This window comes from Streptomyces sp. NPDC007875, assembly GCF_042868035.1.
GTDB classification, from domain to species: Bacteria; Actinomycetota; Actinomycetes; order Streptomycetales; family Streptomycetaceae; genus Streptomyces; species Streptomyces antimycoticus.
Genome location: NZ_JBIADZ010000013.1, coordinates 239,950 through 256,434, shown reverse-complemented (window position 1 = coordinate 256,434; position 16,485 = coordinate 239,950). Strand labels below are relative to the sequence as shown.

Sequence of the window (16,485 nt, the reverse complement as noted above, 5' to 3'; positions counted from 1 at the left end):
TGACACGCTGCGTGAACGAGACGACGCGCGCCGTACCGGCTGCATAACGGAAACCGGTGTGTGACCGAATGCGTCTTGACGGGTGCCCCTCGATCGGGGTGGATGCCGTGTGGCCATGTTCGTGGCCGAATTCGAAGCCATGGTGACGGGGGCGCGTACGAGGCGCGTCTCCGCTGGTACGGGAAGGTGGCGGAGGGGCTGGTGAGATTGCTGCTCGTCGAGGACGACAACCACGTCGCCGCGGCCCTGTCCGCCATCCTCTCCCGGCACGGTTTCGAGGTCACCCACGCCCGCAGCGGCGAGGAGGCGCTACAGGCGCTGCTGCCCGACTCCGGCGCCCCCTTCGGCGTCGTACTCCTCGACCTCGGCCTGCCCGACCAGGACGGTTTCGAGGTGTGCGGCAAGATCCGCAAGCGCACCGCCACACCTGTGATCATGGTGACCGCGCGTGCTGATGTGCGCTCGCGCATACACGGGCTCAACCTCGGCGCCGACGACTATGTGGTCAAGCCGTACGACACCATGGAGCTGCTCGCCCGCATCCACGCCGTCAGCCGCCGCACCGCCGCCCAGGACACGGGCCATGGTGCCGACGAGGGCCCGGACGGACCCCATCCGCCGCTGCGGCTCGGCCCGGTGACCATCGAGCTGCCCACCCGCCAGGTCTCGGTCAACGGCACGACCGTCTCGCTCACCCGTAAGGAGTTCGATCTGCTCGCCCTGCTCGCCCAGCGCCCCGGTGTCGTCTTCCGCCGGGAGCAGATCATCAGCGAGGTCTGGCGCACCAGTTGGGAGGGGACGGGGCGCACCCTGGAGGTCCATGTCGCCTCCCTGCGCTCCAAACTGCGGATGCCCGCCCTGATCGAGACGGTGCGCGGGGTGGGCTACCGCCTCGTCGCCCCGGCCCCCTGAGCGACCGGGACTCCCTAGGTGCGCACCCGACTCCTCCCGCTTCTCATCGTCCTTATGGCGGGCGTGCTGCTCGCGCTCGGCTTCCCGCTCGCCGGGAGCGTGGCCGCCCGGGAGCAGCAGCGGGTGGTCGTCGACCGGATCGACGACACCGCGCGCTTCGCCGCGCTCGCCCAGTTCGTCACCGCCGGGCCGACGGGGGCGGTCGGCGCCGAGGGGGACGAACGGCTGGACACCCTGCGCGCCGAGCTGAAGCGCTACCACGATCTGTACGGCATCCGGGCCGGGGTCTTCTACCGGGACCGGGACGCGCCGCCCATGGCCGAGGCGCCCGGCAGCTGGCGGCTGCCGGACACGGGCGAGAGCGCCCGGGCGTTCGACGAGGCCCTCGCCGGGCGCCGCAGCCACGATCCGCCCCAGGTGTGGCCCTGGCAGCGGGGCAGGCTCACCGTCGCCTCCCCCGTCGTCCGCGACGGGGACGTGGTGGCCGTCGTCGTCACCGACTCGCCCACCGGCCAGATGCGGTCGCGGACCCTGCACGGTTGGCTGGTCATCGGCGCGGGCGAAGGCGCCGCGATGCTGCTGGCCGTGGGGGCCGCCTTCCGGCTGACCGGATGGGTGCTGCGGCCCGTGCGCGTCCTGGACACCGCCACCCACGACATCGCGACCGGGCGGATGCAGTCACGTGTCGCGGCCGCCTCGGGGCCCCCGGAACTGCGGCGGCTCGCCCGCTCGTTCAACGAGATGGCCGACAACGTCGAACAAGTCCTGGAGCAGCAGCGGGCGTTCGTCGCCGACGCCTCCCACCAGCTGCGCAATCCCCTCTCCGCGTTGTTGCTGCGCATCGAGCTGCTGGCGCTGGAGCTGCCGGACGGCCATGAGGAGATCGCTTCGGTGCGCGCGGAGGGCAAGCGCCTGGCCAGCGTCCTGGACGATCTGCTCGACCTCGCGCTGGCCGAGCACTCCGCCGCCGATCTGCGGCTCACCGACATCGCGGAGCTGGCGACCGACCGGGTGGACGCCTGGCTTCTGGTGGCCGAGCGGGAGGAGGTCGGGCTCGCCTACACGGGCCCCGCGGCCATCACCGGCTGGGCCGACCCGGTGGCCCTGTCCAGCGCGCTGGACGCCGTCGTCGACAACGCCCTGAAGTTCACGCCCGAGGGGGCGCATGTGGAGGTCTCGGCGCGCACGGACGGCGACACCGTCGCGATCGTCGTCGCCGACGGCGGCCCGGGCCTCACCGAGGACGAACTCGCCCGGGTCGGCGACCGCTTCTGGCGCAGCAGCCGTCACCAGAACATCTCGGGCTCGGGCCTGGGCCTGTCCATCACCCGCGCTCTGCTCGCGGCGGGCGGGGGCACGATCGATTACGCCCCCAACGAGCCTCGCGGGCTGCGCGTGACCATCACCGTCCCGCGCACCGGGCCGAGTGAACAGGTGGAGGGACCGGGCCCGGTGAGAACGTGAAGACCGTAAGGCCGTGAGGGGGACCGTAAGGACGGGCGGCGCAGCATCCCAGAAGGCAGCTCAGCCCCGCGGCTTGCGCCAGATGATGCTGTAGCGCCACAGGAGATGACGGCGGTACAGCGAGCCGGGCAGGATCTCGGCGGCCATCGCCCGCATCTCCGGGTATGTCACCGGCGGCGGCCACACGATCGGCGACGGGTGGTGCCACAGCCCTTTCCTGGCGCGGTGGACGGTACCGACGGCCACACCGGCGAGGATGTGCGGCAGGTCTTTGGGCAGGGTGTTACGGGCGAGGCCGACGACGGCCAGGACACCGCCGGGCCGCAGCAGGTCGCGCATCCGGGCCAGCCCGGTGGCGCCGTCCATGTGGTGCAGGGCGGCCACCGACGAGATGACGTCGAACGAGGCGGGCTCGAAGGGATGGCTCAGGAAGTCGCCGAGGATGTAGTCGACATCGTCCCGGTACGCGCGTCCCAGCTCGATGCTGGCCGCGTCGAGGTCGATGGCGGTGACGTGCGGCACGGCCCGCCGCAGTTCGTGGGCGAGCATGCCCTCGCCGCAGCCGACGTCGAGGGCGCGCTGGGCGCCGTCGGGGACCGCGCCGAGGATACGGGGGTGGTAGTGGATGTTGTTGTTCCACCGCCTGCCGTTCTTCACTGTCATATGAGGATCCTGCCGGACCTCCGGCGGGGCCTCGGCCGTTTCTCGGCCGACCTCGGACGTAGTCCGGCTACGGCTTGACCGAGCGGTAATAGCGTGCCGCGCCCTTGTGGAGGGCGAGCGGATCGGTGAAGACGGCGGTCCGCAGGTCCACCTTCTGCGCGGCGTGCACCTTCGCCCCGATGCGGTCCCGGTTCTCTATCACCGTGCGGGTGACGCCCTCCGCCAGATCGGGGTCCACTCGGTCCGTGGTGACCAGGAGGTTCGGTACGGCGATCGTCTTGACCGGCTCCGGCCTGCGTATCTCCTCGTACGCGTCGGCGGGCACGGTGGCCGCCCGGTAGTAGCGCGTCACCCCGCCCTGCCGGTGCAGCGGGCCGGTGAGGTCGCCGAGCTGGACGAGCCGGATGGGGTAGGCGTGGGCCAGGGTGCGCACCGCGGTGGTCGGCAGCCCGCCCGACCAGAAGAACGCGTCGAGCTTGCCTTGCCGCAGCAGCCTCGGCATGGCGTCGATACCGACCCGCTCGGCCCGGATGTCCCGGTCGAAGTCGAGCCCGGCGGCCTTGATCAGCGCCCGGGTGATCAGCTGCACGCCCGAGCCGTCGTCGCCCACGCCCACCCGCAGATGCTTCAGGTCGCGGGCCGATCGCACGGACGAGCCCCTCGGTACGACGAGCTGCATGTAGTCGTCGTACAGCCGGGCGCAGGCCCGCAGCCGCCCGGCGCCCTCGCCCTGGTAGGCGGCGACGGCGTCGGTGGCGGCGATGGCGAAGGTGGCCCTGCCCCGGGCCAGCCGTTCGACGTTGTCGGGGGATCCCCTGGTCTGTTCCAGCCGCACATCGACATCGGGGAGGTCCCGGGCGAGGTCCCGCTCGAGCATCCGGCCATAGGTGTCGTAGACCCCGGTGGAGACCCCGGTCGCGAAGGTCGCCCGGCCGCTGGGCGAGGGGCCGCCGCCTGTCGCCAGCAGCCACCACAGCAGCAGCCCCAGGGCGACGAGGCCCGCGGCGGCGGACTGCAGGGCACGGCGCCGGTCCAGGCGCGGAAGGGTGACGGCCATGGCGAGGATCCTGCCAGCCCCGCTTCCGGGAGGGGAGGGGCGAGCCGCGGATCCTGCCGGGCATTCGGTCACCTGCCGGAGCGCAGGGCCCTGGACAGCCCCAGGGTCGCGGTCCGTACGGCCGGCGCCAGCTGCGCGGGCCGGAAGCGGCTGCGGGGCACGGCCACCGACAGCGCCGCCACCGCCGTCGGTCCGTCGAAGACGGGAGCGGCGATGCAGCTGACCCCCGGAGCCGCCTCTTCCTCCTCATAGGCCAGACCGGCGACCTGGGCCTGCTCGATGGCCGTGCGCAGCCGGTCCGGATCGATGATCGAGTGGGGGGTGAGACGGGGCAGAGACGTGGCCAGGACGTCCTCGACCAGCTCGGAGCCCGAGAACGCCAGAAGCGCCTTACCGACGCCGGTGCAGGTCAAGGGCAGTCGGCCGCCGATACGGGACGGCAGTCGAAGGGCGTCGTGGCCGTGGATGCGCTCGACGTAGACCACCTCGTGGCCCTCGCGCACCCCGAGGTGCACCGTCTCGTGGGTGGCCTCGAAGAGGTCCTGCAGAAACGGCAGCGCGGCCTCCCGCAGATCGCGTCGGCGCGGGACGAGTGAGCCCAGCTCGAACAGAGCGCCGCCGAGCCGGTAGGTCTCGGCGTCACGTTCGAGCAGACCGAGACGGACCAGATCGGCGCAGAGCCGGAACACGGTGGTCTTGGCCAGCCCCGTACATGCGGACAGTTCTGTGAGACGGAACGCGCCGCCGTCGGGCCGGAAGCAGTCGAGGACCGCCACTGCCTTGTCGAGCATATTGCCCTGGGAGCTGTTCCGTGTCATGGAACATATTGTGCCGAGGGGTGCCCCGCCCACCGCCAGGCAGGGGGGCTTCTGTGAGCGCCTACCCTTGATGCGTGACCATCAGCAGCGACCGGAGCCCGGCAGTGGACGTTCAAGCAACCAAGAGCTACGAGATCCGCACCTACGGGTGCCAGATGAATGTCCACGACTCCGAGCGGCTCTCGGGCCTCCTGGAAGAGGCGGGCTTTGTCCGCGCTCCCGAGGGCACCGGTGAGGGCGAGGCCGACATCGTCGTCTTCAACACCTGCGCGGTGCGGGAGAACGCCGACAATCGCCTCTACGGCAACCTCGGCCGGCTCGCACCGATCAAGGCGCGGCGGCCGGGCATGCAGATCGCCGTCGGTGGCTGTCTGGCCCAGAAGGACCGCGAGACCATCGTCAAGAAGGCCCCCTGGGTCGATGTGGTCTTCGGCACCCACAACATCGGCAGTCTGCCGGTGCTGCTGGAGCGCGCCCGCGTCCAGGAGGAAGCCCAGGTCGAGATCGCCGAGTCCCTGGAAGCCTTCCCCTCCACCCTTCCGACGCGGCGCGAGTCCGCGTACGCCGCGTGGGTCTCCATCTCGGTCGGCTGCAACAACACCTGCACCTTCTGCATCGTCCCGGCGCTGCGCGGCAAGGAGAAGGACCGCCGCCCCGGCGACATCCTCGCCGAAGTGGAAACCCTGGTCGCCGAGGGCGTCACCGAGATCACCCTGCTCGGCCAGAACGTGAACGCCTACGGCTCCGACATCGGCGACCGCGAGGCGTTCAGCAAGCTCCTGCGCGCCTGCGGGAAGGTCGAGGGCCTGGAGCGGGTCCGATTCACCTCGCCGCATCCGCGCGACTTCACCGACGACGTGATCTCCGCCATGGCCGAGACGGAGAACGTGATGCCGCAGCTGCACATGCCGCTGCAGTCCGGCTCGGACACCGTGCTCAAGGCAATGCGCCGCTCGTACCGGCAGGAGCGCTACCTCGGCATCATCGAGAAGGTGCGCGCCGCCATGCCGGACGCCGCCATCTCGACCGACATCATCGTGGGCTTCCCCGGTGAGACGGAGGAGGACTTCGAGGAGACGCTGCACGTGGTGCGCGAGGCACGATTCGCGCAGGCGTTCACCTTCCAGTACTCCAAGCGGCCCGGGACGCCCGCCGCCGAGATGGACGGCCAGGTGCCCAAGGCGGTCGTCCAGGAGCGTTACGAACGGCTGGTCGCCCTCCAGGAGGAAATCTCCTGGGAGGAGAACAAGAAGCAGGTCGGCCGCACGCTGGAGGTGCTGGTCGCCGAGGGTGAAGGCCGTAAGGACGACGCCACGCGGCGGCTGTCCGGCCGCGCCGCCGACAACCGCCTGGTGCACTTCGCGCGCCCCGAGGAGCCGGTGCGCCCCGGCGACGTCGTCACCGTCGACATCACCTACGCCGCCCCGCACCATCTGCTGGCCGAGGGCCCGGCCCGAGGCGTGCGGCGCACCCGCGCCGGAGACGCCTGGGAGCGGCGGAACGCACCCGGGGAGAAGAAGCCCGCGGGTGTGATGCTGGGCCTGCCGACGGTGGGCGCCCCGCCGTCGCTGCCGGCCGCGCCCGCCGCGGGCTGCGGCTGCGACTGAGCGCCCGGCTAGGCTGACGATCATGCTGATCGCCGCCGCCGTCTGCCCGTGTCCGCCGCTGCTGGTGCCCGAGGTCGCCGCCGGAGCCGCTCCCGAGCTGGACGGGCTGCGCGCGGCGTGCGCCGAGGCCGTCCGCGCCCTCGCGGCGGCGCGTCCGGAGCGCCTGATCGTGGTGGGGCCCGCCGAGCGCGCCGGGCGCGGACCGCATGCGCAGGGCGCGGCCGGATCGTTCCGCGGCTTCGGCGTGGAGGTGGATGTACGGCTGGCCGCGCCGACGGCGGACGGGGCGTCCGGCGGCGACGATGCCGCGGGCCAGGGCCCCTCGCCCTCGCTACCGCCGGAGCCCTCGCTGCCACTGTCGCTGGCGGTCGCCGCCTGGTTGCTGGAGCACGCGGGGTGGGACCCGGCGGTGCCCGTCGAGGGGCTGGGTGTGGGGGAACCTCTCGCGGCCGAGCGGTGTATTGAAACTGGAAGGGAGCTCGCCGGGCGGGCGGAGCGGATCGCGTTGCTGGTGATGGGCGACGGCACCGCATGCCGCACGCTGAAGGCGCCGGGTTATCTCGACGAGCGGGCGGCCCCGTTCGACGCCGAGGTGGCGCGGGCGCTGGCGGCCGCCGATGCCGGGGCGCTGGCCGCGCTCGACGAGGAGTTGGCGTACGAGCTCAAGGCGGCGGGCCGCGCGCCGCTGCAGGTGCTCGCGGGGGCGGCCGAGGGGGCGCCCCTGAAGGGGGAGTTGCGGTATGACGAAGCGCCGTACGGCGTGGGGTATTTCGTGGCGAGCTGGTCGTCATAGCCCGCTCGCGGCCGTGGAGCGTCTGCTCCACGGCCGCGTACCGGCGGGGCCGGCCGGTCTGGGCCCTGCGTCGCCCGCCCCCGACTTGGGCGCCGTCTTGAGGTGGCCGGCCTTATTCGTCGCGCTTGCGCTTGGGCTTGTCCTCTTCCATGTGCGAGAGGCGGTTGAGAGCGCCCTTCGCCTTGCCCCTGCCAGTCTCGATCTTGGCGCTGTACTTGCCCTTGGTCCTGGTGTCGACCGTCTTGGCCGCCTTCTCCAGGCCCCGCTCGATCCTGGCCTCGTGCTGCTGCGCGAGGCTGCCGGCCTTGCCCTTCATCTGACCGGCCTTGGCCTTGAGATTGTCCATCAGGCCCATGTGCCACCTACCCTCGTCGGCTGCCTATGTGCGGGCGCCCTCACCGGTCTCGCTGTCGGCCGCCTCGGCCGCGGACTGCTGCCTGGGGATCCCGGCGCCTTCACCCGCCGGGTTCTCCTTCCCGCCCCGCGCGGTTTCAGCCCCGCCGGTCCCGGACGCGGCCTCCGCCCTCATGGCGTCGGCCGTGACCTGGGCGTCCTGTGCGGACGGTGCCTTCTCGGACGAGCGGCTCGCCTCCTTCGACACATGACGATCGCGACGAAACCTGGAAAACACGCCCATATCCACTCCATACCTTACTCGTGCGGGCGAAATCCCGTGCCGCTCGGAGCGTTCCCTTGCGCCGCGCGCGGAGGCCGATTGGCTGAACCGGCCCGCGGAACCTCGCAAGCGGGCAACGAAACCGGCGGTGCCCCGTCACGTCGCTCATTCGAGGAGGCCCCCGGCGTTTGCGAGACTGGCCCGGTGAATACTGCAGGCCACCCGCCGCGAGTCATCGCCGTCGTCGGCCCCACCGCGGCCGGAAAGTCCGATCTGGGCGTCGCACTCGCCAGACATCTCGACGGCGAGGTCGTCAACGCCGACTCCATGCAGCTGTACCGGGGCATGGACATCGGCACTGCCAAGCTGACGGAGGACGAGCGGCAGGGGGTGCCACACCGGCTGCTGGACATCTGGGATGTCACCCAGACCGCGAGCGTCGCCGAGTACCAGCGGCTGGCCCGCGCCGAGATGGACCGTCTGCTCCACGAGGGCCGCACTCCCGTCCTGGTCGGCGGATCCGGCCTCTACATCCGCGGGGCCATCGACGCGCTCGAATTCCCGGGCACCGACCCCGCCGTCCGGGCCCGGCTCGAGGCCGAGCTGGAGGAGCGGGGCTCCGGGGCCCTGCACGCCCGGCTCGCCGCCGCCGACCCCGAGGCGGCGCGCGCCATCCTGCCCAGCAACGGCCGCAGAGTGGTCCGGGCGCTGGAGGTCATCGAGATCACGGGCCGTCCCTTCACCGCCAATCTGCCCGGCCATGAGGCGGTCTACGACACGCTCCAGATCGGCGTCGACGTCGAGCGGCCCGAGCTGGACGAGCGGATCGCCCTGCGGGTGGACCGGATGTGGGACGCCGGGCTGGTCGAGGAGGTCCGCCTGCTGGAGGCCGCCGGGCTGCGCTCCGGCCGTACCGCCTCCCGCGCCCTCGGCTACCAGCAAGTGCTCGTCGCGCTCGCGGAGGAGTGCACCGAGGAGGAGGCGAGGGCCGAAACCGTGCGCGCCACCAAGCGGTTCGCGCGCCGCCAGGATTCCTGGTTCCGCCGCGATCCCCGGGTCCACTGGCTCAGCGGAGCCGCCGACCGCAGAGGGGAACTCCTGGCGAGCGCGCTCGCGTTGGTTGAACGGGCGGTCACAGCCTGATCACGTCATGGCATCGGGACGCTCAGCTCGTCATTCGGGCCCCGGCGGGCATGCCATCATCAAGCTCCGATCGTGCCGTGGTGTCTGGAGTTGGGAGGGCGTGTGGCGATGGAGGCCGGCCCTCGCGACGCATCGCAGCAATCGCCGCTCGGAGACGCGGGACCGCTGACCCCCGACGGCCCCGATGAGGCCGGAGCGCTTCACGAGACCGGCGCACCGGCCCTCGAGGACGGCTCCGAGGACCCGGATGGCGCGGGATCCGTCTCCGGGGAGTCCTTCCGGGAGCTGCGCCCGCCGCGTCGGCTGCGGATCTGGCAGATCGCCCCGATCGTCGGCCTCGCCATCCTCGGCTCGCTGATGTTCGCCTTCCCGCTCGCCTTCGAGTTCGGCGACGGAGGGGCGGTCGTGGCCATGCTCGGCCTGCTGCTGAGCTGCTGCGCGGCGGGCTGGGGCCTGATGGCCGCCCGCCGGGTGGGCTACACGTGGCCGGGCCTTCCGCCCAGAGGCTCCGGACGCCGCCCGGACTGGCGCTTCGTCGTCCTCTACGTGGTGATCGTGGCCCTGCTGGCCGCCCTCACCTTCTGGCGGGTGGCCCGCCTCCGCTAGGCCCCCTCCGGCGGACCCTCGCGGCCTTACGGCACCCGGCACGGCGCCTCGCGGCGATGCGCTCGTCGCGGCCGTGCGGCCCGCCCGGCGCCGACCGCCCGGGCACGGCGGGACGGCGCACGCGGTCCCCCGTAGGATCGAGGGATGAGCACCGCACCACGGCTGTCCTTCCTCAAGGGTCACGGCACCGAGAACGACTTCGTCATCGTCCCCGACCTGGACGGCAGCCTGGAGCTGTCCGCGGCCGCGGTCGCCCGGATCTGCGACCGCCGCGCCGGTATCGGCGGTGACGGGCTGATCCGCGTCGTGCGGTCCTCGGCACATCCCGAGGCGCGGGCCATCGCCGACCGGGCCGAGTGGTTCATGGACTACCGCAACAGCGACGGCAGCATCGCCGAGATGTGCGGCAACGGGGTCCGGGTCTTCGCCCGGTATCTGCAGCGGGCCGGGCTCGCCGAGGCGGGCGATCTCGCGGTCGCCACCCGGGCCGGGGTGCGCCGGGTCCACATCGCCAAGGACGCCGGTGACGCCGCACAGCCGGACGAGGCCACGGCGGGGCCCGACGGTCCGATCACCGTGGTGATGGGCGCGGCCACGCTGCCCGGGCCCGGCCCTGAGGCGGAGATCACGGTCACCGTCGGTGAGCGCAGCTGGCCCGCGCGGAACGTGAACATGGGCAACCCGCACGCGGTCGCCTTCGTCGACGACCTCGCCCAGGCCGGTGATCTGCTCGCGGCGCCCGCCGTGCGTCCCGCCTCCGCGTACCCCCATGGCACCAATGTCGAGTTCGTCGTCGACCGCGGCCCGCGCCATGTCGCGATGCGCGTGCATGAGCGCGGCTCCGGTGAGACGCGTTCCTGCGGCACCGGCGCCTGCGCCGTGATGGTGGCCGCAGCGCGCCGTGACGGGGCCGACCCGGCGGTCACCGGCGACCCCGTCACGTACACCGTGGACGTCCCAGGAGGGCGCCTTGTGATCAGTGAACGGCCGGACGGTACGGTGGAGATGACCGGCCCTGCCGTGATCGTGGCCGAGGGGGAACTGGATCCCGCTTGGCTGGGCACGGACCTCGGCTGACAGTTCCCTCGAATGGGTGATCCGTTTCACTCTGGGCGAGAGCCGGTCGGCCGTGCGTGATGGGCTCGATAGCATCAAGCACCGGCTCCGGGGGAGTACCCACGCCGGTTGACGCTCGACGCCGCCGGAGGTTGCCCATGAGCGCAGAGGCCACCGACCAGGCCCCGTTCGGCCGCAGGCGCGGCATCCCCCGCATTGACCTGCGCAATCTCCGCAGGTTCAGCCGGGCGGCCCTGCTGGGGCCGGCCTCCCGCGGCCGGCTGCCGGACGCGATCGAGCATGTGGCCAAGGTCCACCGCGCACATCACCCCGGAGCCGATCTGGATGTGCTCCGCAAGGCGTATGTCCTGGCCGAGTCCTCCCACCGCGGCCAGATGCGCAAGAGCGGTGAGCCGTACATCACCCATCCGCTGGCCGTCACGCTGATCCTCGCCGAACTGGGCGCCGAGACCACGACGTTGACCGCCTCGCTGCTCCACGACACCGTCGAGGACACCGAGGTGACCCTCGATCAGGTGGGGGAGGAGTTCGGCGAGGAGGTCCGCTATCTCGTCGACGGCGTCACCAAGTTGGAGAAGGTCGACTACGGCGCGGCGGCCGAGCCCGAGACCTTCCGCAAGATGCTCGTGGCCACGGGCAATGACGTCCGGGTGATGTCGATCAAACTCGCCGACCGGCTGCACAACATGCGCACCCTCGGCGTGATGCGCCCCGAGAAACAGGTGCGCATCGCCAAGGTCACCCGCGATGTGCTGATCCCGCTCGCCGAGCGGCTCGGGGTGCAGGCGCTCAAGACCGAGCTGGAGGACCTGGTCTTCGCCATCCTCCACCCCGAGGAGTACGCGCAGACCCGCGAGCTCCTCCAGGCCCACGCCGGGCGCCCCGACCCGCTGGCCCGCGCCGCCGAGGACGTACGGGGCGTGCTCCACGAGGCCGGTATCACCGCCGAAGTCCTGGTCCGGCCGCGGCACTTCGTCTCCGTCCACCGGGTCGGGCTCAAGCGCGGCGAGCTGACCGGCACCGACCTCGGCCGCCTCCTCGTCCTCGTCTCCGACGACGCGGACTGCTACGCGGTCCTGGGCGAACTGCACACCTGCTTCACCCCGGTGATCTCGGAGTTCAAGGACTTCATCGCTGTCCCCAAGTTCAACCTCTACCAGTCGCTGCACACGGCCGTGGCCGGGCGCGACGGCGAGGTCACCGAGGTCCTCATCCGCACCCAGCAGATGCACCGGGTCGCGGAGGCCGGAGTGATCGCCCTCGGCAATCCGTACACCCCGACGGAGGGTGCCGACGCCCCCGAGGGCGAGCGGGCCGACCCGACCCGCCCCGGCTGGCTGTCCCGGCTGCTCGACTGGCAGAGCGCCACCCCGGACCCCGACCTCTTCTGGACCTCGCTCCGCGACGACCTCGCCCAGGACCGGGAGATCACGGTCTTCCGCTCCGACGGCGGGACGCTCGGCCTGCCCGCGGGCGCCAGCTGTGTGGACGCCGCGTACGCCCTGTACGGCGAGGACGCCCACTCCTGTATCGGCGCCCGGGTCAACGGCCGGATCGCGACCCTGAGCACGGTGCTGCGCGACGGCGACACCCTGCAGCTCCTGATGGCCGGCGACACCCGGGACGCCGCCTCCCACGGCCCCTCGCCGGAGTGGCTCGACCACGCCCGCACCCCGGCCGCCCGCATCGCCATCAACCGCTGGCTGGCCGGCCACCCGGCGCCGCAGCCTTCCCCGCAGGAGACCCGGGACGCGGCCCAGGAGCCGGAGGCGGAGTCCGCCTCCACCCTCTCCGGCCAGGACGGGCAGGGCTCGCAGGTCTCGCAGGGTGGCGAGACCGCCGTCCCCACGGCCGGGGCGGTCCGCCCCGAGGCGGGCATCATCGTCGACCGGCCCGGCGCGACCGTACGGCTCGCCCGCTGCTGCACCCCCGTGCCGCCCGACGCGGTCACCGGCTTCGCGGTCCGCGGCGGGGCCGTCACCGTGCACCGCGAGCGGTGCCCCGGAGTGGCGCGGATGATCGCGGCCGGACGCACGGCCGTCGGGGTGCGCTGGGCGGACGAGGACGACGGAGACGGAGGCGGCGACTATCGCGTGACCCTCTTCGCGGAGGCGTTCAGCAGACCGCATCTGCTCGCGGATCTCACCGAGGCCATTGCCGCCGAGGGCGCGGAGGTGGTCGCGGCCGCCGTCGAACCGCCCCGTGAGCAGCGGGTCCGGCACACCTACACGCTCCAGCTGCCCGACGCGGGCAGGCTGCCGACGCTGATGCGGGCCATGCGGAACGTCCCCGGGGTCTATGACGTGACACGCGAGGGCCGCAGCATGGCCGCGGCGCGCTCCTGAGCGCCGCCGGGCCGCCTGAACTCCTTCGGGTGGATCAAAGCCGGGAGCGACTGCGCCGGTGCCGGGGCGCTGGTAGCCGTAGGGCATGACGTTTTCTTCGGGGCGCCGCCCCTGGCCGCCGCGCACCGGGCGCCGCAGGACCGCGCTGGTGGCCGCGGCCATGGCCGCCGTCTTCCTCGCGGTCGGCCCCTCCTCCGCCGCGGGGCCGGTATCGTCCACGCACCCCGGGCCCCTGGGCATCGGGGACCCCCTCTTCCCGGAGCTCGGCAACCCCGGGTACGACGTCACGGCGTACGACATCGCGTTCGACTACCGCCGCCAGGACCGGCCGCTCGACGCCGTCACCACCATCGACGCCCGCGCCACCGCCCCCCTGCGCACCGTCAACCTCGACTTCGCCCAGGGCGTCGTGGACTCGGTGCGGGTCGACGGAGCGCGGGCCCGGTTCGCGACGGCCGGTGAGGACCTGGTGGTCACGCCGACCACCCCGCTCCGTAAGGGCGCCGCCTTCCGGGTCACCGTCCACCACACCAGCGATCCGCAGGGCGGCACCAACGGCGGCTGGGTCCGCACCAGCGACGGGCTGGTCATGGCCAACCAGGCCAACGCCGCCCACCGGGTCTTCCCCTGCAACGACCACCCCGCCGACAAGGCCCGCTTCACCTTCCGGATCACCGCCCCGAAGAGCCTCACGGTCGTCGCGGGCGGTCTTCCCGGGCAGCGCGTCCGCAAGGGATCGCGGACCACCTGGACGTACCGCCTCGCTCACCCCATGGCCACCGAACTGGCGCAGATCTCCATCGGCCGCTCCGCCGTGCCGCGCCGCACCGGACCCCATGGGCTGCCGGTGCGCGACGTCGTACCGGCGGCGGACCGCGCACGGCTGGAGAAGTGGCTCGCGCGTACTCCCGGACAGCTGGCCTGGATGGAGAAGAAGGCCGGGCGCTACCCCTTCGAGAACTACGGAGTCCTGGTCGCCCACGCCACCACCGGCTTCGAGCTGGAGACGCAGACGCTCTCCCTCTTCGAGCGCGATCTGTTCACCAGCGAGGAGCTGCCGCGGTGGTACATCGAATCGATCATGGTGCACGAGCTGGCGCACCAGTGGTTCGGCGACAGCGTCAGCCCGCGCCGCTGGTCCGATCTATGGCTCAACGAGGGCCACGCCACCTGGTACGAGGCGCTGTACGCCGAGGAGCGCGGTAAGGCGAGCCTGAAGCGGCGGATGCGCAAGGCGTACGAGCAGTCCGACGCCTGGCGGGCCGAGGGCGGGCCGCCCGCGGCCCCCAAGCCCGCCGACTCCGGCCAGCAGATCGGCATCTTCCGCCCGGTCGTCTACGACGGCAGCGCGCTGGTGCTGTACGCACTGCGGCAGCGGATCGGCCGGACCGCCTTCGACCGGCTGGAACGGGAATGGGTGCTCCGCCACCGCGACGCAGTGGCCTCGACCGCCGACTTCATCCGGCTGGCCTCCCAGGTCGCGGGGCGCGACCTGAGCGGATTCCTCCGTCCCTGGCTGTACGGCAAGAAGACGCCGCCGATGCCGGGACACCCCGACTGGCGCCCGACGGCGAAGGAGAGCACGAAGGGCGCCGCGCTGCCGGGCGCCCGGGCGGGGCGGCATGCGGTGCGTTACGCGGTGCCATGGGCCGTGAAACCAGGGTGACGGCCCGGCCGCCGCGTGCGACCATCAAGGAGTCGGCGTCGCGGCCGGCCCCGGCGGGGAATCCCGCGGGCCCGTCACGCGTTGTCGACAATGACGGTATTCCACGACGTAAGGATTCCTTTGACCCACTCCTCTTCCCTTCCGCAGGACCGGCAGCGACCCGCCGAGAGCCTTCGGGCCGACGCCCTGATGGAAGAGGACGTCGCCTGGAGTCACGAGATCGACGAGGAGCGTGACGGCGACCAGTACGACCGCTCCGAGCGTGCCGCGCTGCGGCGTGTGGTGGGGCTGTCCACCGAGCTCGAGGACATCACCGAGGTCGAGTACCGGCAGCTGCGCCTGGAGCGCGTGGTGCTGGTCGGCGTATGGACCTCCGGCACGGCGCAGGACGCGGAGAACTCCCTCGCGGAACTCGCGGCGCTCGCCGAGACCGCCGGCGCCTTGGTGCTCGACGGCGTGATCCAGCGGCGCAACAAGCCGGATCCCGCCACCTACATCGGCTCCGGCAAGGCCGAGGAACTGCGCGACATCGTGGTCGAGTCCGGTGCCGACACCGTGGTCTGCGACGGTGAGCTGAGCCCCGGCCAGCTGATCCACCTCGAGGACGTGGTCAAGGTCAAGGTGGTCGACAGGACCGCCCTGATCCTCGACATCTTCGCCCAGCACGCCAAGTCCCGAGAGGGCAAGGCGCAGGTCTCGCTCGCCCAGATGCAGTACATGCTGCCGCGGCTGCGAGGCTGGGGTCAGTCGCTGTCCCGGCAGATGGGTGGCGGTGGCTCCGGATCCTCGGGCGGCGGTATGGCCACCCGCGGTCCCGGTGAGACCAAGATCGAGACGGACCGGCGCCGCATCCGCGAGAAGATGGCGAAGATGCGCCGTGAGATCGCCGAGATGAAGACTGGCCGCGACATCAAGCGGCAGGAGCGCCGGCGCCACAAGGTCCCCTCCGTCGCCATCGCCGGATACACCAACGCGGGCAAGTCCTCGCTGCTCAACCGGCTCACCGGTGCGGGCGTCCTGGTGGAGAACGCACTGTTCGCCACCCTCGACCCGACCGTGCGCCGGGCCGAGACCCCCAGCGGGCGGCTCTACACCCTGGCGGACACCGTCGGGTTCGTCCGGCACCTGCCGCACCACCTGGTGGAGGCGTTCCGCTCCACAATGGAGGAGGTCGGCGATGCCGATCTGATCGTCCATGTGGTGGACGGCTCGCATCCGGCGCCGGAGGAGCAGCTGGCCGCCGTGCGCGAGGTGATCCGCGATGTGGGCGCGGTCGATGTGCCCGAGATCGTCGTGATCAACAAGGCGGATCTGGCCGATCCGCTGGTGGTGCAGCGGTTGCTGCGCATGGAGCGGCGCGCCATGGCGGTGTCGGCTCGCAGCGGGCTGGGCATCGACGAGCTGCTCGCGGTGATCGACGAGGAGCTGCCCCGGCCCCAGGTCGAGATCGAGGTGCTGCTGCCGTACACCCACGGCAAGCTGGTCGCGCGCACCCACGTCGAGGGTGAGGTGCTCTCCGAGGAGCACACCCCCGAGGGCACGCTGCTCAAGGCGCGGGTGCACGAGGAGCTCGCGGCGGAGCTGCGGCGTTTCGTACCGGCCGCGGCCGCCGGACAGCACTAGCCACGACCGGCACACGGCGAAGGCACGACAGGCATACGACGAAGGGCCCGCCCCCGGAAGTCCGGGGCGGGCCCTTCGTCGTGTGGTGCCTGACG

15 protein-coding genes are annotated in these 16,485 nt (G+C 72.2%); 10 read left to right on the top strand and 5 right to left on the bottom strand.

What is annotated here, in order from left to right; translation table 11 throughout:
• Positions 1-201: 201 nt before the first annotated feature.
• Together ACFYOY_RS26980 and ACFYOY_RS26975 are read left to right on the top strand one after the other, a co-directional pair.
• A complete protein-coding gene (locus ACFYOY_RS26980) occupies positions 202-912 on the top strand; it encodes a response regulator transcription factor (RefSeq protein WP_351879436.1) in 711 nt (236 codons plus the stop codon).
• Positions 913-930: 18 nt separating this feature from the next.
• Positions 931-2,376, top strand: a complete 1,446-nt coding sequence (locus ACFYOY_RS26975; RefSeq protein WP_351879433.1) for a HAMP domain-containing sensor histidine kinase — start codon at positions 931-933, stop codon at positions 2,374-2,376.
• 60 nt (positions 2,377-2,436) lie between these two features.
• Here the strand turns inward: ACFYOY_RS26975 and ACFYOY_RS26970 are convergent, their stop codons facing one another.
• The 3 genes from ACFYOY_RS26970 to ACFYOY_RS26960 form a co-directional block, all read right to left on the bottom strand.
• The gene (locus ACFYOY_RS26970) at positions 2,437-3,039 is read right to left on the bottom strand and encodes a class I SAM-dependent methyltransferase (RefSeq protein ID WP_388590132.1); all 603 of its coding nucleotides are present in this window, start codon (positions 3,037-3,039) and stop codon (positions 2,437-2,439) included.
• 67 nt (positions 3,040-3,106) lie between these two features.
• Positions 3,107-4,096, bottom strand: coding sequence for a TAXI family TRAP transporter solute-binding subunit (locus ACFYOY_RS26965; protein ID WP_351879427.1), 990 nt, complete (start codon positions 4,094-4,096; stop codon positions 3,107-3,109).
• A 68-nt stretch (positions 4,097-4,164) separates the two neighbouring features.
• Positions 4,165-4,887, bottom strand: a complete 723-nt coding sequence (locus ACFYOY_RS26960) for an IclR family transcriptional regulator (protein WP_388590172.1) — start codon at positions 4,885-4,887, stop codon at positions 4,165-4,167.
• 182 nt (positions 4,888-5,069) lie between these two features.
• On the opposite strand from ACFYOY_RS26960, the gene miaB reads away from it, so the two are divergent.
• On the top strand, positions 5,070-6,521 hold the full coding sequence (miaB, locus tag ACFYOY_RS26955) for a tRNA (N6-isopentenyl adenosine(37)-C2)-methylthiotransferase MiaB (protein ID WP_351879601.1): 1,452 nt from the start codon (positions 5,070-5,072) through the stop codon (positions 6,519-6,521).
• Between the two features lie 22 nt (positions 6,522-6,543).
• A complete protein-coding gene (locus tag ACFYOY_RS26950) occupies positions 6,544-7,314 on the top strand; it encodes a class III extradiol dioxygenase subunit B-like domain-containing protein (RefSeq protein WP_351879424.1) in 771 nt (256 codons plus the stop codon).
• Positions 7,315-7,426: 112 nt separating this feature from the next.
• On the opposite strand, the gene ACFYOY_RS26945 is transcribed toward ACFYOY_RS26950, so the two are convergent.
• Complete coding sequence (locus tag ACFYOY_RS26945) at positions 7,427-7,669, bottom strand: antitoxin (protein WP_093465147.1); 243 nt, start codon at positions 7,667-7,669, stop codon at positions 7,427-7,429.
• 24 nt (positions 7,670-7,693) lie between these two features.
• Positions 7,694-7,915 (bottom strand): hypothetical protein, encoded by a 222-nt coding sequence (locus tag ACFYOY_RS26940; RefSeq protein ID WP_388590127.1) that lies wholly within the window; start codon positions 7,913-7,915, stop codon positions 7,694-7,696.
• Positions 7,916-8,134: 219 nt separating this feature from the next.
• Here ACFYOY_RS26940 and miaA point away from each other — a divergent pair, with 219 nt between their 5' ends.
• The 6 genes from miaA to hflX all read left to right on the top strand — a co-directional run bounded on the left by miaA (position 8,135) and on the right by hflX (position 16,390).
• Positions 8,135-9,073 carry a tRNA (adenosine(37)-N6)-dimethylallyltransferase MiaA gene (gene miaA / locus ACFYOY_RS26935; protein WP_351879418.1) on the top strand — a complete coding sequence of 313 codons (939 nt, stop codon included), beginning with the start codon at positions 8,135-8,137 and terminating at the stop codon, positions 9,071-9,073.
• A gap of 108 nt (positions 9,074-9,181) precedes the next feature.
• Positions 9,182-9,679 (top strand): hypothetical protein, encoded by a 498-nt coding sequence (locus tag ACFYOY_RS26930; protein ID WP_351879415.1) that lies wholly within the window; start codon positions 9,182-9,184, stop codon positions 9,677-9,679.
• Positions 9,680-9,823: 144 nt separating this feature from the next.
• Entirely contained in the window at positions 9,824-10,756 is a 933-nt protein-coding gene (dapF, locus tag ACFYOY_RS26925; protein ID WP_351879413.1) for a diaminopimelate epimerase, read from the top strand.
• A gap of 137 nt (positions 10,757-10,893) precedes the next feature.
• The gene (locus ACFYOY_RS26920) at positions 10,894-13,101 is read left to right on the top strand and encodes a RelA/SpoT family protein (RefSeq protein WP_388590122.1); all 2,208 of its coding nucleotides are present in this window, start codon (positions 10,894-10,896) and stop codon (positions 13,099-13,101) included.
• 85 nt (positions 13,102-13,186) lie between these two features.
• Positions 13,187-14,767, top strand: a complete 1,581-nt coding sequence (locus ACFYOY_RS26915; RefSeq protein ID WP_351879407.1) for a M1 family metallopeptidase — start codon at positions 13,187-13,189, stop codon at positions 14,765-14,767.
• A 120-nt stretch (positions 14,768-14,887) separates the two neighbouring features.
• Complete coding sequence (hflX, locus tag ACFYOY_RS26910; protein WP_351879404.1) at positions 14,888-16,390, top strand: GTPase HflX; 1,503 nt, start codon at positions 14,888-14,890, stop codon at positions 16,388-16,390.
• Positions 16,391-16,485: the final 95 nt, after the last annotated feature.

What these genes read in the sequence shown, in the direction of transcription:
- ACFYOY_RS26970 (WP_388590132.1), bottom strand. Translation starts at nt 3,039, where the DNA reads ATGACAGTGAAGAACGGCAGGCGGTGGAACAACAACATCCACTACCAC.
- ACFYOY_RS26965 (WP_351879427.1), bottom strand. Translation starts at nt 4,096, where the DNA reads ATGGCCGTCACCCTTCCGCGCCTGGACCGGCGCCGTGCCCTGCAGTCC.
- ACFYOY_RS26960 (WP_388590172.1), bottom strand. Translation starts at nt 4,887, where the DNA reads ATGCTCGACAAGGCAGTGGCGGTCCTCGACTGCTTCCGGCCCGACGGC.
- miaB (WP_351879601.1), top strand. Translation starts at nt 5,070, where the DNA reads ATGAATGTCCACGACTCCGAGCGGCTCTCGGGCCTCCTGGAAGAGGCG.
- ACFYOY_RS26950 (WP_351879424.1), top strand. Translation starts at nt 6,544, where the DNA reads ATGCTGATCGCCGCCGCCGTCTGCCCGTGTCCGCCGCTGCTGGTGCCC.
- ACFYOY_RS26945 (WP_093465147.1), bottom strand. Translation starts at nt 7,669, where the DNA reads ATGGGCCTGATGGACAATCTCAAGGCCAAGGCCGGTCAGATGAAGGGC.
- ACFYOY_RS26930 (WP_351879415.1), top strand. Translation starts at nt 9,182, where the DNA reads ATGGAGGCCGGCCCTCGCGACGCATCGCAGCAATCGCCGCTCGGAGAC.
- dapF (WP_351879413.1), top strand. Translation starts at nt 9,824, where the DNA reads ATGAGCACCGCACCACGGCTGTCCTTCCTCAAGGGTCACGGCACCGAG.
- ACFYOY_RS26920 (WP_388590122.1), top strand. Translation starts at nt 10,894, where the DNA reads ATGAGCGCAGAGGCCACCGACCAGGCCCCGTTCGGCCGCAGGCGCGGC.
- ACFYOY_RS26915 (WP_351879407.1), top strand. Translation starts at nt 13,187, where the DNA reads ATGACGTTTTCTTCGGGGCGCCGCCCCTGGCCGCCGCGCACCGGGCGC.